Source organism: Actinoplanes sp. NPDC051405, assembly GCF_055586185.1.
Genome location: NZ_JBVJIR010000002.1, coordinates 660,236 through 685,844 on the forward strand (window position 1 = coordinate 660,236; position 25,609 = coordinate 685,844).

27 protein-coding genes, 2 pseudogenes and 1 riboswitch are annotated in these 25,609 nt (G+C 72.4%); of the genes and pseudogenes, 17 read left to right on the forward strand and 12 right to left on the reverse strand.

Annotated elements, in window-relative coordinates; genetic code table 11:
* Window positions 1-48: 48 nt before the first annotated feature.
* From ACZ6S4_RS07495 to ACZ6S4_RS07510, 4 genes are all read left to right on the forward strand, one after another.
* Window positions 49-360, forward strand: coding sequence for a hypothetical protein (locus tag ACZ6S4_RS07495; protein WP_465474092.1), 312 nt, complete (start codon window positions 49-51; stop codon window positions 358-360).
* A gap of 232 nt (window positions 361-592) precedes the next feature.
* Window positions 593-862, forward strand: coding sequence for a hypothetical protein (locus ACZ6S4_RS07500; RefSeq protein WP_465474093.1), 270 nt, complete (start codon window positions 593-595; stop codon window positions 860-862).
* A 51-nt stretch (window positions 863-913) separates the two neighbouring features.
* Window positions 914-2,023, forward strand: coding sequence for a DUF4241 domain-containing protein (locus tag ACZ6S4_RS07505; protein ID WP_465474094.1), 1,110 nt, complete (start codon window positions 914-916; stop codon window positions 2,021-2,023).
* Between the two features lie 83 nt (window positions 2,024-2,106).
* Complete coding sequence (locus ACZ6S4_RS07510) at window positions 2,107-3,159, forward strand: hypothetical protein (RefSeq protein WP_465474095.1); 1,053 nt, start codon at window positions 2,107-2,109, stop codon at window positions 3,157-3,159.
* A gap of 442 nt (window positions 3,160-3,601) precedes the next feature.
* Here ACZ6S4_RS07510 and ACZ6S4_RS07515 read toward each other — a convergent pair whose 3' ends face one another.
* Entirely contained in the window at window positions 3,602-4,234 is a 633-nt protein-coding gene (locus ACZ6S4_RS07515; protein ID WP_465474096.1) for a redoxin domain-containing protein, read from the reverse strand.
* Window positions 4,235-4,289: 55 nt separating this feature from the next.
* The gene (locus ACZ6S4_RS07520; protein WP_465474097.1) at window positions 4,290-5,222 is read right to left on the reverse strand and encodes an NADP-dependent oxidoreductase; all 933 of its coding nucleotides are present in this window, start codon (window positions 5,220-5,222) and stop codon (window positions 4,290-4,292) included.
* 81 nt (window positions 5,223-5,303) lie between these two features.
* Between ACZ6S4_RS07520 and ACZ6S4_RS07525 the strand changes: the two genes are divergently transcribed.
* From ACZ6S4_RS07525 to ACZ6S4_RS07535, 3 genes are read left to right on the forward strand one after another with little or no spacing between them, the layout of a single operon-like run.
* A complete protein-coding gene (locus ACZ6S4_RS07525; protein WP_465474098.1) occupies window positions 5,304-5,705 on the forward strand; it encodes a winged helix-turn-helix transcriptional regulator in 402 nt (133 codons plus the stop codon).
* Window positions 5,706-5,745: 40 nt separating this feature from the next.
* Window positions 5,746-5,907: a hypothetical protein gene (locus tag ACZ6S4_RS07530; RefSeq protein ID WP_465474099.1), complete on the forward strand. Its 162-nt coding sequence runs from the start codon at window positions 5,746-5,748 to the stop codon at window positions 5,905-5,907.
* A 50-nt stretch (window positions 5,908-5,957) separates the two neighbouring features.
* The gene (locus ACZ6S4_RS07535; RefSeq protein ID WP_465474100.1) at window positions 5,958-6,413 is read left to right on the forward strand and encodes a GNAT family N-acetyltransferase; all 456 of its coding nucleotides are present in this window, start codon (window positions 5,958-5,960) and stop codon (window positions 6,411-6,413) included.
* 7 nt (window positions 6,414-6,420) lie between these two features.
* Here ACZ6S4_RS07535 and ACZ6S4_RS07540 read toward each other — a convergent pair.
* From ACZ6S4_RS07540 to ACZ6S4_RS07555, 4 genes and pseudogenes are all read right to left on the reverse strand, one after another.
* Window positions 6,421-7,400: pseudogene (locus tag ACZ6S4_RS07540) on the reverse strand (DMT family transporter).
* A gap of 35 nt (window positions 7,401-7,435) precedes the next feature.
* On the reverse strand, window positions 7,436-8,260 hold the full coding sequence (locus ACZ6S4_RS07545) for a MetQ/NlpA family ABC transporter substrate-binding protein (protein WP_465474101.1): 825 nt from the start codon (window positions 8,258-8,260) through the stop codon (window positions 7,436-7,438).
* A gap of 14 nt (window positions 8,261-8,274) precedes the next feature.
* Window positions 8,275-8,931 carry a methionine ABC transporter permease gene (locus ACZ6S4_RS07550; RefSeq protein ID WP_465474102.1) on the reverse strand — a complete coding sequence of 219 codons (657 nt, stop codon included), beginning with the start codon at window positions 8,929-8,931 and terminating at the stop codon, window positions 8,275-8,277.
* Window positions 8,928-9,917 carry a methionine ABC transporter ATP-binding protein gene (locus ACZ6S4_RS07555; RefSeq protein ID WP_465474103.1) on the reverse strand — a complete coding sequence of 330 codons (990 nt, stop codon included), beginning with the start codon at window positions 9,915-9,917 and terminating at the stop codon, window positions 8,928-8,930. Before ACZ6S4_RS07555 ends, ACZ6S4_RS07550 begins: the two co-directional genes overlap by 4 nt.
* A gap of 152 nt (window positions 9,918-10,069) precedes the next feature.
* Window positions 10,070-10,186: riboswitch (SAM riboswitch) on the forward strand.
* Window positions 10,187-10,221: 35 nt separating this feature from the next.
* Between ACZ6S4_RS07555 and ACZ6S4_RS07560 the strand changes: the two genes are divergently transcribed.
* The 3 genes from ACZ6S4_RS07560 (at window position 10,222) to ACZ6S4_RS07570 (ending at window position 14,752) form a co-directional block, all read left to right on the forward strand.
* Window positions 10,222-11,556 (forward strand): aminotransferase class V-fold PLP-dependent enzyme, encoded by a 1,335-nt coding sequence (locus tag ACZ6S4_RS07560; RefSeq protein ID WP_465474104.1) that lies wholly within the window; start codon window positions 10,222-10,224, stop codon window positions 11,554-11,556.
* A gap of 180 nt (window positions 11,557-11,736) precedes the next feature.
* Entirely contained in the window at window positions 11,737-12,537 is an 801-nt protein-coding gene (locus ACZ6S4_RS07565) for an alpha/beta fold hydrolase (RefSeq protein ID WP_465474105.1), read from the forward strand.
* 88 nt (window positions 12,538-12,625) lie between these two features.
* Complete coding sequence (locus tag ACZ6S4_RS07570; RefSeq protein ID WP_465474106.1) at window positions 12,626-14,752, forward strand: catalase; 2,127 nt, start codon at window positions 12,626-12,628, stop codon at window positions 14,750-14,752.
* Between the two features lie 32 nt (window positions 14,753-14,784).
* Here ACZ6S4_RS07570 and ACZ6S4_RS07575 read toward each other — a convergent pair whose 3' ends face one another.
* Both ACZ6S4_RS07575 and ACZ6S4_RS07580 read right to left on the reverse strand, forming a co-directional pair.
* Window positions 14,785-15,588 carry an MBL fold metallo-hydrolase gene (locus ACZ6S4_RS07575; protein ID WP_465474107.1) on the reverse strand — a complete coding sequence of 268 codons (804 nt, stop codon included), beginning with the start codon at window positions 15,586-15,588 and terminating at the stop codon, window positions 14,785-14,787.
* 40 nt (window positions 15,589-15,628) lie between these two features.
* Window positions 15,629-17,575, reverse strand: coding sequence for a putative bifunctional diguanylate cyclase/phosphodiesterase (locus tag ACZ6S4_RS07580; RefSeq protein ID WP_465474108.1), 1,947 nt, complete (start codon window positions 17,573-17,575; stop codon window positions 15,629-15,631).
* Between the two features lie 137 nt (window positions 17,576-17,712).
* Here ACZ6S4_RS07580 and ACZ6S4_RS07585 point away from each other — a divergent pair, with 137 nt between their 5' ends.
* A complete protein-coding gene (locus ACZ6S4_RS07585) occupies window positions 17,713-18,873 on the forward strand; it encodes a branched-chain amino acid ABC transporter substrate-binding protein (protein WP_465474109.1) in 1,161 nt (386 codons plus the stop codon).
* A gap of 18 nt (window positions 18,874-18,891) precedes the next feature.
* Here the strand turns inward: ACZ6S4_RS07585 and ACZ6S4_RS07590 are convergent, their stop codons facing one another.
* Window positions 18,892-20,514, reverse strand: a complete 1,623-nt coding sequence (locus ACZ6S4_RS07590) for a glycosyltransferase family 39 protein (RefSeq protein ID WP_465474110.1) — start codon at window positions 20,512-20,514, stop codon at window positions 18,892-18,894.
* A gap of 139 nt (window positions 20,515-20,653) precedes the next feature.
* On the opposite strand from ACZ6S4_RS07590, the gene ACZ6S4_RS07595 reads away from it, so the two are divergent.
* The 4 genes and pseudogenes from ACZ6S4_RS07595 to ACZ6S4_RS07610 all read left to right on the forward strand — a co-directional run bounded on the left by ACZ6S4_RS07595 (window position 20,654) and on the right by ACZ6S4_RS07610 (window position 22,474).
* Window positions 20,654-20,953 carry a hypothetical protein gene (locus ACZ6S4_RS07595; RefSeq protein WP_465474111.1) on the forward strand — a complete coding sequence of 100 codons (300 nt, stop codon included), beginning with the start codon at window positions 20,654-20,656 and terminating at the stop codon, window positions 20,951-20,953.
* On the forward strand, window positions 20,953-21,444 hold the full coding sequence (locus ACZ6S4_RS07600) for a histidine kinase (protein WP_465474149.1): 492 nt from the start codon (window positions 20,953-20,955) through the stop codon (window positions 21,442-21,444). Before ACZ6S4_RS07595 ends, ACZ6S4_RS07600 begins: the two co-directional genes overlap by 1 nt.
* Window positions 21,366-21,682: pseudogene (locus ACZ6S4_RS07605) on the forward strand (response regulator); the annotation flags it as partial. The gene ACZ6S4_RS07600 and the pseudogene ACZ6S4_RS07605, both read left to right, overlap by 79 nt.
* 522 nt (window positions 21,683-22,204) lie before the next feature.
* Window positions 22,205-22,474, forward strand: coding sequence for a DUF2277 domain-containing protein (locus ACZ6S4_RS07610; RefSeq protein ID WP_212989454.1), 270 nt, complete (start codon window positions 22,205-22,207; stop codon window positions 22,472-22,474).
* On the opposite strand, the gene ACZ6S4_RS07615 is transcribed toward ACZ6S4_RS07610, so the two are convergent.
* Window positions 22,455-23,204, reverse strand: coding sequence for an RlpA-like double-psi beta-barrel domain-containing protein (locus tag ACZ6S4_RS07615; RefSeq protein ID WP_465474112.1), 750 nt, complete (start codon window positions 23,202-23,204; stop codon window positions 22,455-22,457). The genes ACZ6S4_RS07610 and ACZ6S4_RS07615 overlap by 20 nt on opposite strands.
* A gap of 72 nt (window positions 23,205-23,276) precedes the next feature.
* Here ACZ6S4_RS07615 and ACZ6S4_RS07620 point away from each other — a divergent pair, with 72 nt between their 5' ends.
* Together ACZ6S4_RS07620 and ACZ6S4_RS07625 are read left to right on the forward strand one after the other, a co-directional pair.
* On the forward strand, window positions 23,277-23,636 hold the full coding sequence (locus tag ACZ6S4_RS07620; protein ID WP_465474113.1) for an ArsR/SmtB family transcription factor: 360 nt from the start codon (window positions 23,277-23,279) through the stop codon (window positions 23,634-23,636).
* Entirely contained in the window at window positions 23,633-24,265 is a 633-nt protein-coding gene (locus ACZ6S4_RS07625) for an SRPBCC family protein (RefSeq protein WP_465474114.1), read from the forward strand. Before ACZ6S4_RS07620 ends, ACZ6S4_RS07625 begins: the two co-directional genes overlap by 4 nt.
* Window positions 24,266-24,273: 8 nt before the next feature.
* Here the strand turns inward: ACZ6S4_RS07625 and ACZ6S4_RS07630 are convergent, their stop codons facing one another.
* Both ACZ6S4_RS07630 and ACZ6S4_RS07635 read right to left on the reverse strand, forming a co-directional pair.
* Entirely contained in the window at window positions 24,274-24,849 is a 576-nt protein-coding gene (locus ACZ6S4_RS07630) for a sigma-70 family RNA polymerase sigma factor (RefSeq protein WP_360543318.1), read from the reverse strand.
* On the reverse strand, window positions 24,846-25,565 hold the full coding sequence (locus ACZ6S4_RS07635) for a YcnI family copper-binding membrane protein (protein WP_465474115.1): 720 nt from the start codon (window positions 25,563-25,565) through the stop codon (window positions 24,846-24,848). The genes ACZ6S4_RS07630 and ACZ6S4_RS07635 overlap by 4 nt, the downstream gene beginning before the upstream one ends.
* Window positions 25,566-25,609 lie beyond the last annotated feature (44 nt).

Consider the following 25,609-nt stretch of genomic DNA (forward strand, 5'->3'; position numbering starts at 1 on the left):
GAGTGGCCCCCTCGCGGCCGCATCAGGTGGGCGCTGCATGCTGATCGGGTGCGGAAGCTGACCAAGGAAGAGTTCAAGGCCACGACGGTGCCCCAACCGGCGCCGCTCGACACGGACGTGGAACCGCCGTTCGACTTCTGGCCGTACTTCGACGCGATCCCCCCGGAAGACTTCGGCGGGCACGACTTCTCGGAAGGGGACGTGCCGTACGGCTGGACCATGACCGGCACGCCGTACCAGCACGTCCTCGTCCAGTGCGAGACAGCCAACGTGTTCCTGGTGCTCGTACTGAACCTCGAGGAACACGCCGTCGCCGGCCATCACCTGCTCGACCTCAACGAGGTGTACGGCCTCGCCTGAGCGGCCGGGCACTCGCTGCCTCGCCTCTTCCGTCTGGAACACCAGAGCAAGTAAGGCCGGCGAGCAGTCGATGCGACCAGTCACATCCCCGTCAGGCGCAGCGGAAGGTGCGGGTGTCTCATGAAAACATCGTGACCCCACAGCCGAAGATCTCGGTGCTCAACCTTCATTGGGTGCTGATCAGCGGCCGCGGGCATGGCGTGTGAGTGACCCGGACGTGCACCATCAGGCGATGAGCCGCTGGCAGCATGCGCACCTCGTTGTGACGTTCATCGGTGAACACGCGGAAGAGACCGGCTGGATCTTCAAGAAGACGTTCCAGGTTCAGGACTGGAGCGTCTACTGGGCCGGGCCGGAGGGCGAAGGACAGGACACCCGCAGCGGTCTTGCGGGAACGCCGATGCAGATCCTCAACGCGCTGGGCGCCGAGGGCTGGGAGGTTGTTGCCGCCTTTCACGACGAGAACAGATTCGAGTATGTCCTGAAGAGAAACGTCGGCTAGGCCGCCTGCCTGCCCGCTGCGGCTGGTCGGAGTCTTCTAGGATCGCCGCTCATGGGGGCGACGCTCACGGCGGTGTACTGCGACGGCTGGGATGACGCGGTGGTCAACCCGCTCACCAGGGACATCGCCGAGGCTCGGCATGCTGCCGGTGAGCCGTACTCGGTGGTTCTGCTTGTCGGCGGGCGGCCGCACGCCGTGCTCGACGTCGCGCTCGGCGAGGGTCATGTCGGGCTGACCCGCTTCGACGGCTTCGGCGGGCGGGCATCCCGCCACCAGTGGCGGAAAACCCGGACCGGCGACCTCTTTCTGCGCCAGGCACGCCGATGGAGAGGTACGACGACAACAACCGTCACCTTCGAGCTCAACGGCCGCCGTACCGATCTCGTCGAGCAGGAAAATTTCCGCAAGCAGGACTACACGCCCGACTCGCCGGCGCCGCGTACGCCGGTTCCGGCTTTCGGCGAGTGGCAGCCGCTGCTGGAGTTCGCCGGGGACGGCCGGCCCGGGATCGTCGACGCGTCGGCGCATTCACTACAGGTTCGGACCGGCGTACGCCCGTGGCAGCCGCCTCGGCCGCTGCGGCCGTACCGGATCGAGGAGCTCTTCACCGACGGCACTGAGCGGCCGGTCCGGGACCGGACCATGCGGATCTCCACCCACTCCGCCGGGCCGTTGCACCTGCCGTCCGGGCGGCTGGTGGCCGCCGACCCGTCGTCGCTGGACTACGGCGAGGAGCCGTTCACTGTCACGGTCGCGCCGGGCGGGTACGCGGTGACGATCAGCTTGGCCACCTTCACCGACGATCCGGGCCATCGCCGGGTGGCTGCCGTCCGCCTGCAGATCGCCGACTCGCCCACCGCCGGCTGGGAGCTGGCCCTGCGTGACGGCCAGGACCACCTTGACCTGGGCGACGGCGAGTTCTTCGGTTTCGGCGTCGACGCGGGGCTGGGCTGCTTCGTCGACGAGGACAACCGCGAACGGCTGGCCGAGGAGTGGGAGCGGTTCGACTTCGACCGCTTCACCACCCTGACCGGCGGCGGCATGGTGGCCTGGTCGAGCGGCTGGGGCGACGGCGTCTACCCGACCTGGATCGGCCGCGACGCGTCCGGCGCGGTGACCTGCTTCGTCGCCGACATGCTCCTTTTCGGTACGGGCCCGTAGCGCGTGCCTCGGGCGGGAGTGACAAGACCCTGTCGGGCCGTCTCGCGCTTCCCGTAAGAGCGTGCGGTCGTCAGGATGTACGGATGCCGCTGTTCGAGATGACCACTGATGAGTTGGTGCCGGTTCCGTCGACCACGTTCGCCGCCGAGCAGGTGCTGGAACGGGCCGACCTGCAGCGGCTGTTGCGGGCACGGCTGGACATGATCGTCGAGGACGTACTGGTGGTCTCCGAGGAGTTCGGGGCATTCGCTGACGCCCGCCGCCGCATTGATCTGCTCGGTGTCGACCGCACCGGGCATCTGGTGGTCATCGAGCTGAAGCGCACCACAGACGGCGGTCACCTCGAACTACAAGCCCTGCGGTACGCGGCGATGGTGTCGGTCATGACCTTCGAGGACCTCGTCGAGCACTACGAGCTCTACCTGGCGAAGGTCGAGCCCGACGCCGTCGAGGAAGCCCGCACGCGGCTCGCCGAGTTCCTCGAAGATGCCGGCGGCGAAGAGGCCGTACTCAGCCGCGAAGTTCGCGTCATGCTGGTCGCGGGTGGCTTCGACCGCGAGATCACCACGACGGTCCTCTGGCTCAATGACGTATACGGCCTCGACGTGCGGTGCGTCCGCCTCACCCCGTACAAGGTCGACAGCCGCCTGCTCCTCGATGTCCAGCAGGTCATCCCTCTGCCCGAGGCCAGCGAGCTCACCGTCCAGCTGCGACGCCGTCAGACACAGGCCCGTGCGGTCAACACCGACACCAGGGATTGGACCCCCTACGAAATCATCACCCCGGCAGGCCGAACCGAACCCCTGCGCAAGCGACGGGCAGTCCTCGCCCTGGTAACCGCTCTTCACCAGGCAGGTGTCACCGCGCCGACGCTGGCGACTGCTATCCCTCGATCCCGGTTCGTTTCCGTGGACGGAACCCTCACCGGTGAACAGCTCGCAGCCGCCTTCACGACTGCCCATCCCGGCTCCCACAAGCGAATCGGGCGTTGGTTCATCGAGGCGCCCCTGCACGACGGGGAAAAGACGTGGGTGCTGTCGAAGATGTGGGGCACCAACACCGAACCAGTCCTCGATCGACTCCTGGCACTCGCGCCCACCGATGGTTACAGCTACGAAGCCGCTTCCGACAACTGAACGTGTTCGGGCATCGCTCAGCGAGCTCGCAACGAGTAGGTTTCGTGCGCGGCGATCATCGTGCGGGCTGCACGGATGCCCCGTTCCCTGCCGGTGCCGACACTTTGGCCGGTATGCCGGGTGCCCGTTGCGCATCTGCGTGCAACAGGATGATGATCCGGCTGGGAGTGACCACCAGAGCGCCGAACGGGAAGTGGCATCGCGCGAAGGTGATGATCTCCTCATCGCCCAGCTCGCGTCCCGATTGCAGCGTCCGGTCCCCCATGATGGAGGAGCGCAGCGGCGCGTCACCGACCGGCCGTAGCCAAGGCCCGAGCCTGCGGTCTCTTCCGGACGCGGATCAGCGGTCGCCCGAGTAACCGTTGACGTCGATTCATGGATGATCGGCAGTTTCGGAGCATGGCGGCCGGTGCCGGCAGCGAACCAGAACCCCTCGAACGACTTACGGCCGGCCGCGCGGCGCCACCGGGATCGAGGCGATCTGCTGGCGCAGTGTCGCGATGATCGGCGCCGCCGGGGTGCGCGCCGCCGTGAACGGGTGCACGTCCGCGTAGCGCACCGTTCCCGTGCGGTCCGCGACCACCACGCTCGGGTACGGCAAAACCGACCGCCGCGTGCCCAGCAGTTCGGTGGCCTCCGGCGCCTGGTAGCCGAGGCCGAACGCGTCGATCAGCGTGTGCCGGGGGTCGGCCGCCACCAGGTAGCTCAGGTCGTTGCGGTGTTTGACCGGGGCCAGCAGCTCGGCCCGCTGCGGGCTCACCGCCACCAGGTGCGCGCCCAGGTCCGTGCAGGCCGGGGCCAGAGTCCGCTGGTATGCCACCAGGGTTTCCTCGCAGGCCGCCGAGCCCGCGTACCGGATGAAGACCAGGACCAGCGGCCCGGTGGCCAGCAGCCGGCGCAGGTGGATCGGGCCCAGGTCGACCTCGATCAAAGGCAGGTCCGGGACCCGGCCGCCGGGGGCGATCATCCGGCTCCAGACCGCGTCCTTCTCGAACTGGCGCCGGACTGCCGCCTCCTCGGCCCGGCGGCGGGCGGCGTCCGGGCCGCCGGCGCTCAGGTGTACGGATCTCGTCATGGCGCCACCATATCCATGCAATAGGTAGGCATTGTGAAGCCTTGATGAACGGTTGTCAGGGCACGAGCACCAACCGTCCGCGCAGGCCACCGGCGGCCAGCCGCTCGTGGGCCCGGGCCACGCCGGCCAGTGGGATGGTGTCCGCCACGCGCAGCGTCAGCAGACCCGCGTCGACCAGCGCCGCGAGTTCCGTCAGGCGGCCGCCGTCGGCCCAGACCTCCTGGACGACGACGCGGGTGGCGCGCAGCGGTGGCGGGGCGAACGGGGCGACGAGGGCCACGAACACCCCTCCGCCGCGCAGCGCCTCGTGGGCTGTGACACCCGCCACGGCGGCGTCGACGACCGCGTCCACGCCGCCCGGGACCACGTCGCGGACTGCCGCGCCCAGCCGGTCCGTGCGGGGCACGAACTCGTCGGCGCCGTGTTCCCGTACCGTTTTCTCGTCGGCCCCGGCCGCCACCGCGACAGTGCGGATCCCGCGGATGGCGGCGAGTTGCAGCAGCAGGCCGCCGACCCCGCCTGCCGCACCGGTGACCAGCAGGGTCTGGCCCGCTCGCAGGCCCGTCAGGGACAGCGCGCGGTCGGCGGTGAGGCCGATCAGCGGCAGGGTGGCCGCCTCCGGCAGGCTCACCGAGCGGGGCGCCGGGGCGGTCGCGGACTCGTCCAGCACCACCCACTCGGCCTGCGCGCCGCCGGCCGACAGGACGTCACGCAGGCCGGTGACGGTGTCGCCCGGGGCGCGGCGGCGTACCCCCGGACCGACCTCGTCGATCACGCCCGCGACGTCCCAGCCCAGGTTGACCTCGTCAGCCGGCGGCAGCAGGCCCGCCTGCGTCATCGCGCCGCTGCGGGTGGACAGGTCGATGCGGTTCACGGCCGCCGCGGCGACGCGGATCCGGACCTGGCCCGGGCCGGGGCGGGGTTCGGGGAGGTCGGCCACTTCCAGGACTTCGGGACCGCCGAAGCGGCGCACGATCACGGCTCTCATGGTGGCGACGCTAGGGGCGATATCGTCGGGCGGTAAGGACGCACCCGGGAGTGCGTACCGTACCGGGAGGAGCCCGCCGCGATGGTCACGAGGTCCGCCGCAGAGCGCCGGGACGCGGCGCACCGCGCCTACAACGCCAACCTCGCCGAGTGCCCCGGCCACGACCTGCTGGGCACGCTGAGCGACAAATGGCTGACCTTGGTGGTGGCCGCGCTGGCGGACGGGCCGCTGCGGTACGCCGAACTGTCCCGCGAGGTCGCCGGGGCCAGCCAGAAGATGCTCACCCAGACGCTGCGCAAGCTGGAACGCGACGGCCTGGTGACCCGCACCGTCACCGCGGCGGTCCCGGTGCAGGTGTCGTACGAGCTGACCGCCCTCGGCCACGAGCTGCTGCCGTTGCAGCGGGCCATCAAGAGCTGGGCCGAGACCCACATCGCCGAGGTGCACCGCGCCCGCGCCGCCTACGACCACCGCCCGAGCTGACCCGTATCCGCCCGCCAAGCACGTCGCCGTCGTCGCCTGCATGGAGGCGCGGCTCAACCCGTACGGCCTGCTCGGCACCCGGGAGATCATCGTGCGGCAGTCGCTGCGGCGGATCGAGGCCGCCCCGTTCATCCCGGTGAAGGACCCGGTGCGCGGCTTCGTCCACGAGGTCGAGGCCGGCAAGGTGCGCGAGGTCGGCTGAGCCTCGCCGGACGCCTCTGGCATCCTGGGGCGGGCAACGGAGGAGGACTCATGGGGGATCGCCGGCGGGGCGACTACGTGCTGACCACCGACGCCACGCGCGTCGACGTCGGGCGGGTGCACCGGTGGTTGTGCGACGAGTCGTACTGGGCTGCCGGGCGGGACTATGACGTGGTGGCGCGGTCGATCGAGGGTTCGCTGCCGTACTCGGTCTTCCACGGCGACGAGCAGGTGGCCTTCGCCCGGATCGTCACCGACGGGGCGACCTTCGCGTGGATCTGCGACGTCTTCGTCGCCGCCGGGCACCGCGGCCGGGGGCTCGGCGGGTGGCTGGTCGACAGCATCGTCGAGGACCTCACCGCCCGGGGTGTCCTCCGCCTCATGCTCGCCACCAAGGACGCCCACGAGGTCTACCGGCGGGCCGGCTTCGCCGGGCTGGAGGGCGCCGACCGCTTCATGGAACTCGACCGGCGCCCCACCCGCGCCGCCATCCTCGGGCAGGCCTGAGGCACGGTCAGGGGGCAGCCGCCGCCGGGCCGGGACTCGCCGCCACCGGGTCGTCCGGCGGCCGGGCACCGCGGCGGCGGGACAACACCCCCTGGGAGATCGCCACGCCCGCCAGCACGATCAGCGCGCCCAGCGGCTGGTTCCAGATCAGGTGCTCGCCCAGGATCAGCACGCCGACCACCGTCGCCACCACCGGCATCAGGTAGGTCACCGACGCCGACGTGCTCGCGCCGGCCACCCGGATCACCCGCATGTTGAGCACGAACGCCAGCCCGGTGCCGAGTGCGCCCAGCGCCAGCACGCACAGCACCACCTGCAGGGAGAGCTGCGCCGGGGCGGGCGGTGCGCCGGCCAGCAGCGGCGCCAGCACGGCGAGCTGGCCAGGGCCATCAGCAGCTGCCCGCCGGCGATCGACACCCCGGAGCCGGCCCGGCCGGCGATGAACTTCTTCTGGTACGGGATCGCGACGGCGTAGCACATCGCGGCGCCGAAGCACATGAGCTGCCCGGTGAGCTGCGAGCCGCCGAGGTCGCGCCAGACGCCCAGCACCACCAGCACGCCGAGGAAGCCGGTCGCGATGCCGGCCACCCGGCGGGGAGTCAGGGCCTCGGTGCGGAAGACGAGCACCGCCAGCGGCAACGCGACCAGCGGGGTGGCCGCGTTCCAGATGCCCGCGAGCACCGAGGAGACGCGCTGCTCGCCGTACCCGAAGAGGGTGAAGGGCACCGAGACGCCCAGCGCGGCCACGACCGCGAGATGGCCCCACAGCCGGGCGTCGCGGGGCAGCCGGTCGCGGGTCACCGCGAGCACGATCAGCAGGACCGCCGTGCCCGCGGTGACCCGGGCGAAGGTGAGCCCCAGCGGATGCAGCTCACGGACGCCGACCTTGATGAACAGGAAGCTGGTGCCCCAGATCGCGGCGAGCGCCAGGTAGCTCGGCAGCCAGTCGCGGGGGTGGGCAGTGTCAGGGGCGGTAGGGCTACGCACCCCTGACACTCTGCCGTACGGGTACGACACTTCGCTCAGAAGGCCGCCAGCACCGAACCCTGGTACTTGTCAGCGATGAACTTGCGGACCTCGGGCGAGTGCAGCAGCTTCTCCAGCTTGACCACCCGCGCGTCGCTCTCGTCGCCGGTGCGCACGACGGCCAGGTTCGCGTACGGGTTGTCCTTGCCGTCCTCCAGGGCGAGCGCGTCCTGCGCCGGCTTGAGCCCGGTCTCGATCGCGTAGTTGCCGTTGATCACCGAGAGCGCGGTGTCCTCCAGGCTGCGCGGCAGCTGGGCCGCCTCGAGCGAGGAGAACTCGAGGTTCTTCGGGTTGGTGGCGATGTCCCGCTCGGTCGCCTTGACCCCGACGCCGGGCTTGAGCGTGATCAGGCCGTTCCGGGCGAGCAGGTTGAGCGCCCGGCCCGAGTTCGACGGGTCGTTCGGGATGGCCACGACCCCGCCGGCGGGCACCTCGGCCAGCGACTTGACCTTCTTGGAGTAGACGCCCAGCGGCTCGATGTGCACCGGCTTGAGCGCGGTGAACTTGTAGCCCTTGGCCGCGACCTCCTCCTCGAGGTACGGCACGTGCTGGAAGTAGTTGGCGTCGATCTGCTTCTCCCGCAGCGCGACGTTGGGCTGGATGTAGTCGTTGAACTCGACGATGTCGAGCTTGAGGCCCTCGGCCGCGGCCAGGTTGTCCTTGACGTAGGTGAGGATCTCGGCGTGCGGAACCGGGCTGACCCCGACCTTGAGGGTGTCGTCGCCGGCGGACCCGGCGGCGTCGTCGGACCCGCCGCACGCGGCCAGGCCCAGGACGAGACCGGTCGCGGTGAGCAGGGTGGCGAGCAAGCGGCGGTGCATGAGGTGGTGCCCTTCTATCGGTGGGAGAGGCGCCGGACGACGACGTCGCCCAGCGTTTGGACGGCCTGGACGAGCACGACGAGCACGACCACCGTGGCGATCATCACGTCGGTCTCGAAGCGCTGGTAGCCGTAGCGGACGGCGAGGTCACCCAGGCCGCCGCCGCCGACCACGCCGGCCATGGCGGAGTAGCCGACCAGGGCGACGACGGTGATGGTCAGCCCGGCGACCAGGCCGGGGCGGGCCTCGCGGAGCAGGACCTTGCCGACGATCTGGCGGCGGGACGCACCCATCGCCACGGCGGCGGCCACGACGTCACCGGGCACCTCACGGATCGCGGTCTCCACGATCCGGGCGTAGAACGGGATGGCGCCGATGGTCAGCGGCACGACGGCGGCGGTGGTGCCGATGGTCGTGCCGACCACCGCACGGGTGAACGGGATGACCGCGACCAGCAGGATGATGAACGGCAGCGACCGGCCGATGTTGACGACCAGGCCGAGCAACGCGTTGACCGGCCGGGCGGCGAGCAGCCCGCCGCGGTCGGTCAGCACCAGCAGGATGCCCGCCAGCAGCCCGCCGACGGCGGTGAGCAGGGCGGAGAAGCCGACCATCCAGGCTGTTTCCCGTACGCCGGTCCAGAGCAGCTCGGAAAGCTCCGCGAAGGTCATCGCCCGGCCTCCGTCACCAGGGCACCGCGCTCGCGAAGGTGGCGCAGCGCGGCGGCGTTGTCGTCGGCGCTGCCGGGCAGGGCGAGGCGCAACCGCCCGGCCCGGGTCGCGGCCAGGGTCTCCACGGCGCCGTGCACGATCCGCACGTCGCTGTGGAACCGGCGGGCGAGCTCGGCCACGATCGGCTCGTCGGCCGCCGCGCCGCTGACCGTGACGTCGACGAGCGTCTCCCCCGGCCGCGGCTCGGCCGGCGGCAACGGGAAGAGCCCCTGCGCCAGCTCCGAACCAGGTTGGCGCAGCAGGTCGGCGACCGGACCGGACTCGATGAACCGGCCGTCACGCATCACCGCGGCGGCGTGGCAGATCCGCTTGACCACGTCCATCTCGTGGGTGATCAGCAGGATGGTGAGTCCCAGCCGCTGGTTGAGCTCGTGCAGCAGATCCAGGATGGACCGGGTCGTCTCCGGGTCCAGCGCGGAGGTGGCCTCGTCGGAGAGCAGCACCTGCGGACCGGCCGCGAGCGCCCGGGCGATGCCGACCCGCTGCTTCTGCCCGCCGGACAGCTGCGCCGGGTACGCGTTCGCGCGCTCGCTCAGCCCGACCAGCTCGAGCAGCTCGGCCACCCGCCGCGCCCGCTCGGCCCGCGGCACGCCGGTCACCTCCAGCGGGAAGGCGACGTTGCCGGCCGCCGTACGGGAAGCCAGCAGCGCGAAGTGCTGATGCACCATGCCCACCCGCTGCCGGGCCGCGCGCAGCGGTCCGCGCTTGAGGGCGGTCAGCTCGACGCCGTCCACCACCACGGTCCCCGCGTCCGGGCGTTCCAGCAGGTTGACGCAGCGCAGCAGGGTGCTCTTGCCCGCGCCGCTCTGCCCCAGCACGCCGAAGATCTGGCCCCGGGCGACGCTGAGATCAACGCCGTCGACCGCGACGACGGCAGGGCGCCGGCGGGAGTGGTAGGTCTTGCGCAGACCTTGGATCTGAATCACGGATGCACCGTCGAATCCTATAAAGCCGATGGGTATTGCGAGGCCGAAAGATAGCTCGGACCGCCGCCGCGGGTCGATGCCCGGGCCGGAGTTTGTAACGACCGTCACCGCCTGGCAGGCCTGACCCCGAGGGCTCTGCTACGGTGCTTTCAGGTCATGAGTGCCAGCGCGAAGCCCCGGCTTGCTGGCCGGCAACCCTTGTGTTCGCGATGGGGTGCTCCGGGTGAGGACCGGGCCGGCGTCGACACCGACGCGGGCAAGCGCGGGCCCCGGGCGGGGTCCCCGACCTCCCGGAGGCAGCACCATGTCCCTCGTCCTGCAGCACACCGACCTCGACGTCGTCGGCGCGGACCTGACCGTCGACCTGCCCGATGGCACGACGGTCCCGTTCGCCCACCTGGACTACGCCGCGACCGCCCCCTGCGTGCGCGCCGCCGCGGACGCCGTGCAGAGCCTGCTCCCCTGGTACGGCAGCGTGCACCGCGGCACCGGCATCCGCTCCCAGACCTCGACCCTGGAGTACGAGCGAGCCCGCGACCTCGTCGGCGAGTTCATCGGCACCCGGGCCGGCGACACGGTGATCTTCACCCGCAACACCACCGACGCGCTGAACCTGCTCGCCCGCGCCCTGCCGCCCGAGGCCACCACGATCGTCTTCGACGGTGAGCACCACGCGAACCTGCTGCCGTGGCGCCGCCCGCTGCGACTGCCCACGCCCGCGAGCCCGGACGAAGCCGTCGCGGCCGTCGAGCGAGCCCTGCGTGGCGTGCGCGGGCTGGACGGACCGGGGCTGGACGAGCCCCGGCTGAGCGGGCCCCGGCTGAGCGGGACCGAGCCGGACGGGCCGGGGTTGGGCGGGCCGGTCCTGGTCGCGGTCACCGGCGCGAGCAATGTGACCGGCGAGATCTGGCCGGTGCGGCGGCTGGCCGACGTGGCCCACCGGTACGGCGCCCGGATCGTCGTGGACGCCGCGCAGCTCGCGCCGCACTCCCCCGTCGACCTGGCCGCCCTGGGCGCGGACTATCTCGCCCTGTCCGGGCACAAGCTCTACGCCCCGTTCGGCGCCGGCGTTTTGGCCGGGCGGGCCGACTGGCTCGACGCCGCCGAGCCGTACCTCAGCGGCGGCGGGGCCAGCACCGCGGTCGGCGCCGCCGCCGGGGACGTGACGTGGGCCCGCGGGGCCGCCCGGCACGAGGCGGGCACCCCCAACCTGCTCGGCGCGGTGTCGCTGGCCGCGGTCTGCGCGGCGCTGCTGCGCACCGACCGCGCCGCGCTGCACGAGCGCGAGCAGGAGCTGCTGGGCCGGCTCCAAGAGGGACTGGCCAGGGTCCCGGGGGTACGGCCGGTGAGCGTGTTCGGTGATCGACAGCCCCGGGTCGGCATCGTGTCGCTCGCCCTGCCCCGCCACGACCCCGCGGTGATCGCCGACCGGCTGGCCCGCGAGTACGGCATCGGGGTGCGGGCCGGGCTGTTCTGCGCCCACCCGCTGACGCGCCGGCTGACCGGGGACACGGGCACGGGTGGCTGCGGCAGCGCGACGCCGGGGCTGCTGCGGGCGAGCTTCGGGCTCGGCACGACCGACGACGACGTCGACCGGCTGGTCGCCGCCCTGGCCGACCTGACAGCCCGCCCCAGCTGACCCCGGCCGGCCGGACCGCCCTGCCGCCCGCACCGCTCGACCGCCCACCCGACCGGCCCACCTGCCTGATCGCTCCCTCGCCGGGCCGTCCACCCGCGGCGCTTCCGCCGATCGGGCCACCCTGAGGTTCGCTGGGGTGTCCGGGGGTAACAACGGCTGGTGATACGACACATCGCACGGATGAGCCCCGGCCAGCGCCAGCTGACCCGGGCCGCACCGCGCACCGCCCAGGGATTCGTCAGCCACTGGACCGCGGTGGCCGGCCTGCGGCTGCACGTACGCTCCCGGGCCGCCGCCACCGGCCGGCCGTGGGTGCTGCTGCACGGCCTGGCCGTCTCCCACCGCTACCTGATGCCGACCGCCGCCGCGCTGACCGGCGGCCCGGTGCACGTGCCCGACCTGCCGGGCTTCGGCCTGTCCGGCAAGCCCCGGCAGGTCTTCGACGTCGAGCAGCACACGGCGGTCATCGCCGCCTGGATGGACACCGAGGGCATCACCGGCGCGCGGGTGCTCGCCAACTCGTTCGGCTGCCAGATCGCCGTCGAGCTGGCCGTGCGGCGGCCCGATCTGGTCTCCGCGCTGGTGCTGGTCGGCCCGACGGTGGATCCGGCCGCGCCCACCGCCACCGGCCAGGCGCGCCGCTGGCTGGCCGATCTGTTGTGGGAGGACGCGCGGCAGGCCCGGATCATCGCGGCCGACGTCCGGGACGCACGACCCCGCCGGATCCTGACCACGCTGCGGCTGTCCGTGCGTCATCGCATCGACCACCGGCTGCCGCTGGTCCAGGCCCCGGTGCTGTTCCTGCGCGGCGAGCACGATCCCATCGCGCCGCCGCGCTGGTTGCGGCAGGCCGCCCAGCTGACGCCGTACGCCGCGACCGAGGTCGTCCCGGCCGCCGCGCACAACGCCATCACGACCGCCGGAACCGTCGTGGCGAGGCAGGCGATGGCGTTCGTGGAGCGCAGCGCGGCCCGAAAATAGATCAATAGCGCGTTTCGGATGATCAAAATCGGGCAACGGGGACAAGGCCCCGGACTCCCGGTGCCCGGTCTCGAGACGAGGACAGTAGATGGCAGTGAAGCGCCCCCGCAGGTCAGAGCCCACCGTGCCGAGCCCGGCCGCCATGGAGCCGGCGGCGACCACCCCGCTGACCGGTGCGCTGGCGCCGGAACAGGGGCTGCAGACCGGGGAGTTCCTCACGACGGCGCAGGGTCTGCGGCTCAGCGACACCGATCATTCGCTGAAGGCGGGACCCCGCGGGCCCTCGCTGCTGGAGGACTTCCACCTGCGGGAGAAGATCACCCACTTCGACCACGAGCGGATTCCCGAGCGGGTCGTGCACGCGCGCGGGGCCGCCGCGCACGGCGTCTTCCGGGCGTACGGCAGCGCGGCGTCGGTCACCAAGGCGGGTTTTCTGGCCGAGGCCGGCAAGGAGACGCCGGTCTTCGTCCGGTTCTCGACCGTGCTCGGGTCGCGCGGGTCCGCCGACACCGTGCGCGACACCCGCGGCTTCGCCGTCAAGTTCTACACCGATCAGGGCAACGTCGACCTGGTCGGCAACAACATCCCGGTGTTCTTCATCCAGGACGGCATCAAGTTCCCGGACATCATCCACGCCGCCAAGCCGCACCCGGACCGGGAGATCCCGCAGGCCCAGTCGGCGCACGACACGTTCTGGGACTTCGTCTCGCTGCACACCGAGGCCACCCACCACGTCTTCTGGAACATGTCCGATCGCGGCATCCCGCGCTCGTACCGCACCATGGAGGGCTTCGGGGTGCACACCTTCCGCCTGGTCGACGCGGACGGCGGCACCCACCTGGTGAAGTTCCACTGGAAGCCGGTCGCCGGCGTGCACTCGCTGGTCTGGGAGGAGGCGCAGCTCGCCGCCGGGGTCGACCCGGACTTCCACCGCCGGGACATGGCCGACGCCATCGACGCCGGCGCCTTTCTCTCCTACGAGCTCGGCATCCAGGTGATGCCGGACAGCGCCGAGGAGACGTTCGAGGGGATCGACCTGCTCGACCCGACCAAGATCGTGCCGGAGGAGCTGGCCCCGGTGCAGCCGATCGGGCTGCTCACGCTGAACCGCAACCCGGACAACTACCACGCCGAGGTCGAGCAGGTCGCCTTCCACACCGGCCATCTGGTGCCCGGCATCGAGGTCACCAACGACCCGCTGATGCAGGCGCGGCTGTTCTCGTACCTCGACACCCAGCTCACCCGGCTCGGCGGGCCGAACTTCCCGCAGCTGCCGATCAACCGGCCGCACGCGCCGGTCAACGACAACCTGCGCGACGGGATGCACCAGACCGCCGTGCACCGCGGCATCGCGCCGTACCTGCCCAACAGCCTGGCCGGGGCCGAGGGCCCGGCCCCGGCGACCGAGCCGGAGGGCGGCTTCGTGCACGTGCCGCGGCTGGTCGAGGGTGAGAAGGTACGGGCCAACCCGGTCTCCTTCGACGACCACTTCAGCCAGCCGGCGATGTTCTACGCCAGCCTGAGCGAGGTCGAGCGCATCCACCTCGCCGAGGCCTTCACCTTCGAGCTCGGCAAGTGCTACGAGCAGGCGATCCGCGAGCGCATGCTCGGCGTGCTGGCGAACGTGGACGCCGGTCTGTGCGCCCAGGTCGCCGCTGGGCTGGGACTGCCCGCCCCGGCCGGCACGCCGGTCGCGGAGGTCCGGGTCTCCGCCGCCCTGTCGCAGGTCACCGGGGTGCCGGGCCCGATCGCCGGCCGCGTCGTCGGCGTGGTCGCCGGTCCGAAGGCCGACCTCGCCGGGATCGGCAAGCTGCGGGACGCGCTGACGGCGCAGGGCGCCTTCGTCCGGGTCATCGCGTCGCACGGCGGCGAGCTGATCAAGGGCCTGCGCAAGGAGATCATCGAGCGCACGCTGCTGACCACGCGGTCGATCGAGTACGACGCGATCCTGATCGCGGGTGGCGCCGGCGACCTCGCGGACGTGAAGCTCACCGTGCTGCTGCAGGAGGCTTTCCGCCACGCCAAGGCAATCGGCGCGTGGGGTGACGGCGTGCAGGCGTTGCGCACCGCGGGCATCGACGTGGAGGCGCCGGGCATCCTGCTCGCCGACGGCATGACGGCCGCGTACCGCAAGCAGCTTGTCGTCGCTCTCGGCCTGCACCGCGTCTGGGAGCGTACCCCGCAGGTCATGGCCGCGGCCGCACCGACCGCGTAGCCGGCGGGCTGCCGCTGCGCCGGGCCACCGGCTCAGCGCAGCGGCAGCTCCAGGCTGTTCCCGCGGGTGATCGGCTGGATCCCGGTGAGACCGTGCTCGCCGGCCCGCCGCAGGAACGCGCTCAGCGGCAGCTTCTGCACCACGTAGTCGTCGTTGTGGATCGGGATGGTGAGCAGCGGCCGGATCACCTCGGTCGTCGCCACGCCCTGCTTGTCGTCCATGGTGAGCAGCATGCCCATGATCTTCGTGCCGCCGAGGTGGATGATCATGGCGTCGATCTCCCCGCAGCGCCGCGGCACCTCCTCCAGGAACGGCCGGTACAGCGTGTCGCCGGTGATGTAGAGGCGCAGCCGGCACCGGCCGTCCTCCTCCAGCTCCACCACCGAGCCCATGACGTCCGGCAGCAGGCGGTCCATCAGGCCGGGACCGTGCCGGCCGGGGACCGAGGTCACCCGTAGCCGCTGCCGTCCCCGCGAGAGCTCATGGCTCTCCCACGTCGGCAGGCCCAGGACGTCGGAGAACTTGCGGCGCCGCAGCTTGCGCTGGGCCTGGAGGGTGGTGACGATCGGCGTCGCCTTCGCCACCTCGGCCGTGGCCACCCGGTCCCAGTGATCGCCGTGGAAGTGCGACAGCAGCACGGCGTCGAGCGGCGGCAGCTCCGCGATCGAGCAGGCCGGGTCGAGCAGACGCCGGGTCCACATGCCGTAACCCAGGTGCACCCGGCTGCCCGCCGACACGAAGTTGGGGTCGGTCAGCAGGGTGAAGTCCCCGAGCCGCAACACGGTCGTCGCGTTGCCGATGAAGGTCATGCTCGCGCGCAGGCCGTCCTGATCCATGGGGCGCGCATACCCCGGCGACGGCCGTCCACACCCCGGATCAGGCGGTCAGTGCGGCACCGATCGCGTGGCGCACGACGTCCTCGGCGTCGTGGCAGGCCTGCGGGAGCCGGTCGGCGGGCACCGGGTGGCTCAGCGCGTAGCCCTGGGCGTACTCGCAGGCCATCTCGCGCAGCCGCAGCAGCGTGGACACGTCCTCCACGCCCTCGGCCACCATGGACAGACCGAGGTTGTGCCCGAGGTCGATCGCGCTGCGGACCATGACGGCGTCGGGCGTGCCGGGGGTCAGGTCGCGGACGAACGTACGGTCGATCTTGAGCTCGTCGGCCGGCACCCGGCGCAGCTGGGCCAGCGAGCTGAAGCCGGTGCCGAAATCGTCGACCGACACGGTGATGCCGTGCTCGCGGACCTCGTGCAGCGCGCGGACCGCCCGGTCCGGATCGGCCATGATGCTGGTCTCGGTCAGTTCCAGGCACAGTTGCCGCGGCGGCAGGCCGGCGCCGGCGACCGTGCTCAGCACCCGGGCGACAAAACCGGCGTCGATCAGGCAGCCGGGCGACACGTTCACCGCCACCTGGTACGTGTGCCCCTCGGCCAGCCAGCACGCGGCCTGCCGGACCGCCAGCCCCAGCAGGTGGTCGGTCAGCCGGATCTCCAGGCCCCGGCTCTCCGCAACGGGCAGGAACGTGGCCGGCAGCAGCAGACCCCGCTCGGGGTGCTGCCACCGGACGAGCGCCTCGACCGAGGTCACGACGCCGTCGCTGAGGCGTACCTGGGGCTGGTAGTAGAGCCGCAGCTGACCGTCCGGGTCGCCGCTGTCGAGCAGGGCCCGCAGGTCCGCGAAGAGCTGCATCCGGTCCGGGATCTCAGCGTCCTCGGCGGCGTCATAGACGGCGACCCCGCCGCCGTTTCCCTTGGCCCGGTACATCGCCGCGTCGGCGTGCCGGAACAGCTCGTCGCCGGCGCCGTGCAGCGGGCCGAGCGCGATGCCGAGGCTGCCGCTGATCGCGGCCGGGCCCTCGGCCAGGACGAAGTCGCGGCGCAGCGCGCCGACCAGCCGCTCGGCCAGCTCGGCGGCCTCGGCGGCGCCGGCCACGCGGGGCAGCAGGACGGCGAACTCGTCGCCGCCGAGCCGGGCCACCACGCCGTCGGCACCGACCCCGGCGGCCAGCCGCCGCCCGGATTCGAGCAGCACCAGGTCACCGGCGTGGTGGCCGAGGGTGTCGTTGACGGCCTTGAACCCGTTCAGGTCGATGACCATGAGGGCGACCTGATGATCGGCGGCGGCGGTCACCCCGGCCAGGGCCGTCTGCAGGCGCTGACCGAACAGGGTGCGGTTGGGCAGGCCGGTGAGCGGGTCGTGCAGGGCCAGGTGCCGGCTCGCCGCGGCCTGTTCGACCAGCCGCCGCTGGTAGCTCAGCACCAGCCGCAGGATCATGCCGACCAGGGTCAGCCCCACCGCGAAACCGACCGAGGTGCCGACCAGCAGCCGTACCTGGGTCCGGCGCAAGGCGGACACCTGCGACTGGGCGGCGTCGTGGTACGCCCGCGACACCTCGTCCACGTCGTCCTGCAACGTGTAGAAGGCCGGCGTCACCTCGAGGCGGTCCAGCTGGACGTGCGCGGGGTCGCTGTCGGCGATGAGCGCGATCAGCTGCTCGGCCAGAGCCTGGTACGCCAGTTGTTCGTCCCGCAACCGCAGTGCGTCGACCCGGGCCTGGCCGGTGTCCCCGGCGATGATCTGCGCCAGCGTGTCGTTCGCCGTCAGCGCGACCTGGTCGAAGCGCTGCTGGACGGCCACGGACGGCTCGACCTGGTAGTGCCGCAGGTTCACCTCCTGCATGGCGATCGCGATCCGCGCCTCGAAGAACAGCGAGTCGACGACCAGCGCGTGGCTCTGCTGCTCGGTGGCCCGGGTGGTGTGCACCGTGCCCTGGATGACGTAGCCGGCCAGCGCCAGCAGCACCCCAGCCAGGGCAGCCGTCATCGCGACACTGCGTCCCCGGATGCGGCTGATCACGGCGCTCTATTCGGCAGCCGGCGGCGGGGGTGAAGGCGAATGGGCTCAGGTGACCGGGCCGGGGACCGATGAGACCCATGAGTCGAAGGACGGGGTGTGGTCCCATGCGCAGCCGCAGAGTGCTGTCCAGCGTCGCCGTGGCTGTCGTACTGGCCGGACTGGCCGGCTGCGGCGGGCCCGCGGCCGAGACCGCGGGTGCGCCCGCGCCGTCGTCGGGAACGATCCGGCTGGGCACCCTGGTGCCGCTCACCGGGCGCAGCAGCCCGTCCGGCGAAGCCATGGTGAACGGGGCCCGGCTGGCCATCAGTGAGGCCAACGCGGCCGGTGGGATCCTGGGCCGGCAGGTCGAGCTGGCCGTCGAGGACGATGCCTGCGATCCCGGCACCGCCGTGACCGCCGCCCGGACGCTGGTCGGCAAGGACATCGTCGCCTCGGTCGGCGGCTACTGCAGCAGCGCGACCGTGCCCACCCTGAAGATCTTCCGGTCGGCCGGCGTGCCGATGGTCGTGGCCCAGTCCAACTCCACCGACCTGCTCGCGCCGAAGTACGACAACGTCTTCCTGATCTGCGGCACCGTCACCGCCGAGGCCGACTTCGCGGTCAGCTGGATGAAGCGCCTCGGCGGGCGCCGGGTCGCGGTCGTGCACGACGGCACCAGCTTCCCGGTCACCCTGGCGGAGTCCACGGCCACGGCGGCGAAACGCACCGGCGACCTGATCGTGACCGGCCAGTTCGAGCTGAGCCAGGGCGCGCCGAGCTACTCCCGGATCGCCGGCTCGGTGCGGGCCGGTAAGGCCGACATCGTCTACTACACCGGCTACTACGCCGAGGCCAGCCAGCTCATCAAGGACCTGCGCGGCAACGGTTTCACCGGCAAGATCGTCGTCGGCGACGGCGCGACCGACGGCCCGCTGCTCGAAAACCTCACCCCCGCGCAGTCCCGCGACGTGTACGGCACCGCACTGATCTTCCCGGAGTTCCTGCCGGAGCTGGCCGAATGGTCGAAGCGCTACCAGGCGGCCTTCGGCACCCCGCCGGGACCGTCGACGGTCGAGGCGTACGACGCGGTGAACGTCGCCCTCGACGCCGTGAAGCGGGCGGGCAGCACCGACCGCGAGGCGGTCCGCAAGGCGATCGCGGCCACCGACCTGGCGGCGATGAGCGGCCCGCTGAGTTTCAACCCGGACGGCACCCGCACCACACCGAAGTTCCTGCTGCTGCGGGCCGAGAACGGCAAGTTCGGCCTGGAGCCGACCACCGGCTGACCGGCGGGGCGGACGACGTCATGGACGGCGGTAGATGCTGATCGAGTGGCCCACCGAGTCGATCGGTGCGCCGCTGCCGGCGATCAGCGCCCGGGTGCGGCCGGTGGCGCCCGCGATCGTGGAATCGGAGACCACCAGCAGGCCGCGCACCTCGGCCGGGGGCACCCCGCGCGGGTCCTTCGCGTCGATGCCGTACGCGGCCGGCACCCCCGCGCCCTTGTACAGCAGCCAGACCGGCTCGCCGGGATAGCGCTCGCGCAGCCGGTCGGCGACCCGGCCCAGGTCCTGCCCCCAGTCGACGTTCGAGTCGTGCAGCCGCAGGTGGGTCTTCGCCGGCCCGCCGAAGGCCTCGTTCGAGTACGGCAGGTAGTACGGGAACGTGCGGACAGAGCTGACCGCGACGAACGCCATCAGCGCCGCGGCCGTGACCTGGGTCCAGCGCGGGCGCAGGGTCACCACGGCCGCCGCGGCCACGGCCAGGAATACCGGCAGGAAGATCGCGTACCGGCTGCCGTAGTTGCGGGCGCCCGTCATGGCCACGAGGAACAAGATCGCCGGCGTCACGAGCACGTACAGGGCCGCCACCCGCAGCCGGGCCACGGTCAGCATGGTGACCGCGCCGGCCAGCCACAGCACCAGCAGGCCCAGCGGCGTCTTCACCAGCATCGCCGCGGGCAGGTAGTACCAGCGCGAACCCCGGTACGCCTCGCCGAACAGGAAGCCGTTGAACGTCTGCTTCTCGAAGCCGAACTGGATCCGCATGCCGTCGCGGTACGGCTCCGGCAGCGGCACCAGGCTCACCAGCGTCCGCTTCAGCCCCTGGAGCTCGGGCAGGCCGATCGGGGTCAGGAAATGCAGCGTCGGATCGACGACGAGGTAGCTGACCCACACCACGGCGAGCGCGATCAGGCCGACCCCGGCCGCGGCCAGCACCCCGCGCAGCCGCCTGACCGCCAGGAACGCCAGGAGCATGACCACCGGCACCGCGGGCAGCGCGCTCATCCGGGTCGCCAGGGCAGCCCCGAGCGCCAGCCCGGCCAGCGGCAGGTACAGCTGCGGGCGGTTCCGGGCCCGCCAGAGCAGCCACGCGGCGGTCAGCAGGAAACCGGCCGCCGGCACGTCGAGGGTGGCCAGCGACCCGTGCGCGATCAGGTCGGGCGAGAAGGCGTACAGGGCCAGGGCGAGCAGCCCGCCCACCGGTCCCACCAGGTCACGCGCGAACGCGAACACCACCAGCCCGAACAGCAGCGTCAGGATGATCATCGGGAGCCGGGCGGCGAACATCAGCTCGTACGGGTCGTTGCCGGCCTCGTAGAGCACGTACCGGCCCAGCTCGGACTGGTTTCCCCGGTAGCGCGGATCGACCTGCGGATCGGCGAACACGAGCCCGGCCGCCATGATCAGCTTGCCGAGCGGCGGATGCTCGGGGTTGTAGCGCAGGCTGTGCTGCTGGACGTACGTGATGGCCGCGCCGACGTAGACCGGCTCGTCGATGGTCGGCGTCTGCTGCACCGAGGTGACCACCATGGCGGCCGCCATCTGACCCAGCATGACCACGATGAGCAAAGCGACCAGCCACCGTCGGTGATGCCGGGGAGCGGCAACGGCAGCGGGCTGCGACTCATCGACGTCCACGCTCATCCGCAGAACCTATCCGGGCCCGCGGGCCGGACCTCGCCGGGGCAGCGGCCGGTGCCGTGGCGCACTAGGGCCCCGGCATGTCCACCGTGGCACCCCGGACCCCGCCCGCGGCGGTAAGCGAGCGGTCCCCGCGACCCGGATGATCCGGCCGCTGGTGCTGGCCACGACGTACCGGCGAGGCGCGTTCCTGCCGCTCGGCGGCGTCCTGCCGGATCCGCCCGCGACGCCGGCGCTCGAGGCACGGGTGCGCGCGGCGCTGTGGTTCACGGTGCATCTCGGCGTGGGCGCGATCGTCGGGCTGGCGCTGTTCGTCGCCGTGCCGGTCGCCGCGGAGCTGATCATGACGCATACCGGCCGGCCGGCCTCGGGCTGCTGGGCGTGGCCCTGCTGCTCGCCACCGGCTACGCGACAGCCGGGCTGGGCGCCCTGGCCGCCGTGATGGCGCCGGTGCTGCTGGGCCCGTCGGCCGACGAACGGGTCGCGGCGGTACGGGCCGAGGCGCGCAAGCTCGCCGAGCGCAACCGGCTGGCCCGCGACCTGCACGACTCGGTCGGCCACGCACTGACAGTGAGCGTGCTGCAGGCGGCCGCCGCCGGCGAGCTGCTGGAACGCGACCCGACCTTCGCGCGGCGCCGGGCGCTGACCGCGATCGAGGAGACGGGCCGCGCCGCCATGGAGGATCTGGACCAGGTCCTGGGCCTGCTCCGCGACGAGCGGTACCGGCCTGTCCGCTCCCCCGCCGCCCTCACCCCGCCACGACAGGGTCAGGCGTCGGTGACCCGGCAGCCGGACCTCCGTGATCTCCCCCGGCTGGCTGCGGGCGCCGGAGCGCAGCTCGCGACCACCGGCGCGTGCGGATGCCGGCGATCGACGGCCTGCAGGCCACCCGGCACGCGCTCGCCACCGCCGCCCGCCCGCCGCGCATCCTGATCATCACGACGTTCGAGCAGGACGAGTACGTGTACGCCTCCCTGCGCGCCGGGGCGAGCGGCTTCCTGCTCAAGCGGGCCCGTCCGGCCGAGGTGCCGGCGGCGATCCGCGTGGTGGCGGCCGGCGAGTCGCTGCTGTTCCCGGCCATGTCGGCAACGTGCTGGCCAAGCTCGGCGCCCGCGACCGTACCCAGGCGGTGATCGCCGCGTACGCGTCGGGTTTTGTGAGTCCCTCCTGAGAGGGAGCCGGTTCCCTCCCGGGCGGGAGCCGGGCCGGGCCGCGACGGACCAGGCTGATCCATGTCGGAAGTACCCGAGACATGGAGGAAGCATGATGAGCGCGCAGTTCTCGCCCTGACCGCCGCGGCCGCCGTCCTGATCACGTCCGGTGGCGCCGCGTCGGCCACCCGCCCGAAGCCGACCGAGCCCAGCCTGGTCGGCTCGGCGACGTTGTGGCGGGCCGCGGGCGACGACATCCGGTTCACCTTCGACGCCCATGGCCTCGGCCCGGACGCCCGGGGGACGTTCCGGGTCAGCCACTACCTCGGCACCGAGGGGGCCTGGTTCAGCGGGCGGATCGACTGCCTGGCGGTCGGCGGGCCGGTGGCCGTCGCGACCGGGATCATCACCGCCAGCAGCCCTACGAGACGGTGGAGACCGGCGACTTCCGTACCGTCGAATGGTTCCCGCCGGGTGTCCTGCCGTGACGCCCCGGCGGCCGGGGACCCCCACGAGCCGCCGGCAGTGATTACGCTTCTGCCATGTGCCGAAACATTCGCCAGCTGCACAACTTCGAGCCGCCCGCCACCCCTGACGAGGTCCAGGCGGCCGCCCTGCAGTACGTGCGCAAGGTCGCCGGGTCGACCAATCCGTCCCAGCGCAACCAGGCCGCGTTCGACCGGGCGGTCGCCGCGGTCGCGGCCGCGACCGAGGAGCTGCTCGCCGAGCTCGTCACCACCGCGCCGCCCAAGGACCGCGAGACCGAGGCGGCCAAGGCACGCGAGCGCGCCGCTAAGCGGTACGCGTCCTGACCGAGGCCCCGGTGAGGGTGAGGTACCAGGCCGAGTTGGTGAAGCCTGCTCCGGTCTCCTCGCCGATGTAGAGGTCGACGTGCTTGCTGCCGCCGAGGCCGGGCGTGAACTCGTCGGTCACGGTCCAGCGGGCTCGGCGCAGAGCCGTGCAGACCTCCCCGGGCGCCGCGGCTCCGTCGTCGGTGTGCCCGCAGCCGGCGACGCGGAAGGTCGTGCCGCGGGGCAGCACGCCGGGGTCGGCGGCGGCGGAGACGAACGGGCGCAGCGGGGCGCCGGCGGTGTCCCGGGCAGCGGTGTCCAGCCAGTAGCCGATGTCGTACGACCAGTTCAGGTACGTGCCGGCCGCCGTACGCCCGGTGCCCTCGTCCTTGACCGCCGCGACGAAGTCGGCGGGATATTCGCCCAGGTCCTCGTCGCCGTGCGCGCAGTCGAGCCCGCGGCAGCCGGTGACGGTCTCGGGCTCGCCGTCGTGGAAGCTCTGCACGGCGGTGTAGTAGACGGTGAGCTCCCACCCGCGGCTGACGGCGGCGGCCGGCGCCGGGGACGATGCCGGGGACGACGCGGGAGCCGGCGCGGCGGGCGAGGCGCCCACCGAGGGGCCGGGGACGGACCAGGCCCCGAACGACGGCCGGGGCAATGCCGTGGACGGCGCCCGCGTCGCGGGTTCACCGCAGCCCGCCAGCAGGCTCAGCGCCAGCACCACCGAGCAGAACCGCACGTCATGCAGCATCGCAGCAGTCCGCCCGGCCGGCCGGGCAATTAAGGCTTGACTTATATAAGCTGCGGCTGACAAGGTGGTGGGGTGCATGCCTTCGACGTGCTGGGCGACCCGGTCCGCCGCCGCATCCTGGAGCTGCTCGCCGACGGCGAGCGGCCCTCCGGCGCGGTCACCGAGGTCATCCGGGCCGAGTTCGGCATCTCCCAGCCGGCCGTCTCCCAGCACCTGCGGGTGCTGCGCGACAACGGCTTCGCCACGGTACGCCCGGACGGCGCCCGCCGGCTCTACGCGGTCGACGACACGGCGCTGCGCGAGGCCGACGAGTGGCTGAGCAGGTTCCGCCGGTTCTGGACCCCCCACCTGGACGCGCTGGCCACCGAGGTGGCCCGCGGCAAACGACAGCGGCGGCTCGCCGCCCGCGACGACGATCGGAGCGACGGATGATTGACGCGAAGCAGCAGGTCAGCGCGGTACGGCGGCAGGCCGGTGGACGCACCCTGGAGGCCGGCGAGGCACGCGTGTCGACCATCAGCCAGGTCTACGACACCGGCCAGGACGACCTGTGGGACGCGGTGACCGACCCGGAACGGATCACCCGCTGGTTCCTGCCGGTCAGCGGCGAGCTCCGCGAGGGCGGCAAGTACCAGTTCGAGGGCAACGCCGGCGGCACGATCTCCCGCTGCGACAAGCCGCACGGCTTCGCCGCCACCTGGGAGTACAACGGCGACGTCAGCTGGGTGGAAGTCCGCCTCGTCCCGGAGGGCGACGGACGCACCCGCTTCGAGCTGGAGCACGTAGCGCACGTCGCCGACGAGTTCTGGGAGCAGTTCGGCCCCGGCGCCGTCGGGATCGGCTGGGACGCGGGCCTGCTGGGCCTGGCCATGCACCTGGCGGATCCGGCGGCGCCCCGCGACCAGCCCGCCATCGAAGCGTGGATGGCCTCCGACGAGGGCAAGCTCTTCTACCGGCTGAGCAGCGACAGCTGGGCCGAGGCCGCCGTCGCCGACGGCACCGACCCGGCCGTCGCCCGCGAACGCGCCGACCGGTGCTACGCGGCGTACACGGGCAGCTGACCGGGCCGTCAGCCCGCCGCGTTCGAGGGGCGGCCGCGGCGCGGGTCACCGCTGGCGGCCAGCGCCGCCACCAGATCCTCGCGGGCCCGGGCCACCCGGGAGCGGATCGTCCCCACCGGACAGTCGCAGACCTCGGCCGCTTCCGCGTACGAGAGACCGAGCAGCTGGGTGGCCACGAAGGCCTCCCGCCGCTCGGCGCTCAGCGCCCCCAGCAGGTCGCGCAGGGCCAGGTCGTCCTCGAAGCGCGGCCGGTCGGCGCCGAGCGCCGCGTCGGCCGCGCCCTGCCAGTCCTCGACCCGGGCGATCCGCGGCCGGACGACCGCGGCCCGCACGTGGTCGACGGCGACCCGGCGCGCGATGGTGTAGAGCCAGGTGCGGGCGCTGGACCGGCCGGCGAAACCGGGCAGGCTGCGCAGTGCCCGCAGGTACGTCTCCTGGGTCAGGTCGTCGAGCTCCTCCGGCCCGGCCAGGTGCTGCAGGAAGCGCCGCAGCTGCCGCTGGGTGGCCCGGACGAACGCCGCCGCCGCGTCCCGGTCACCCCGGCCCGCGGCGAGCGCCCACCCGGTCACCTGCTCGTCGGTCACTGCCCCGCGGTGCTCTGACCCGAGCGGCGGTACGCGAGCAGCCCGAGCACCAGCGCGGCCAGCCCCAGCACGATGCCGACGATGCCGGCCCAGGTCCCGTTGCCGTCCGGTTCGGCCTCGCCGGCCGCCGAGACGGTCGGTGCGGTGCCGCTGGTGGCGGCGGCCGGCGCGTCGGTCGCCGCGGCCGCGGTGAGCTTGAGGACGGGCGCGGGCTTCTCCGGCTCGGTGCCGTCGGTGGTGGGCTCGTCGATCCAGCGCACGACGTTGCCGTCCGAGTACGTCTGCAGCGCCTTGAACACCACCTGCGGCACCTGCGGCAGCGGGCCGAGCGAGACGTCGAACTCCTGGAACTGGCCGGGCTTGATCGCCGCGTCCCCGGTGGCGGTCCAGGTGATCTTCGTGACCGCCTCGGTGATCGGGGTGCCGTGCGCCTCGATCGGCTTGGCCAGCTTCGACTTCACCGGCGCCATGGTCCAGCCGGCCACCGGCTTGAGCGACACCGACGCGAACGGCGTGTCGGCCGGCAGGTTGACCTCGACCTTGGTGGTGCTCGCGGTGTCGCTCTCGTTCGGCACCCGGAAGGTGACCTTGGCGTAGCCACCCTGCACGGCGGTGTTCGCGTTGACCGTGACGTGCGCGGACGCGGGCACAGCGAGGGCGAGGGTGAGCGCGGTGACCATCCCGGCCACCGCGGCCGAGCGCTTCAACAGCGACATCAGAAACCTTCCGGTCGGACCCGGCCGGGGCGCCGGGCACGGTC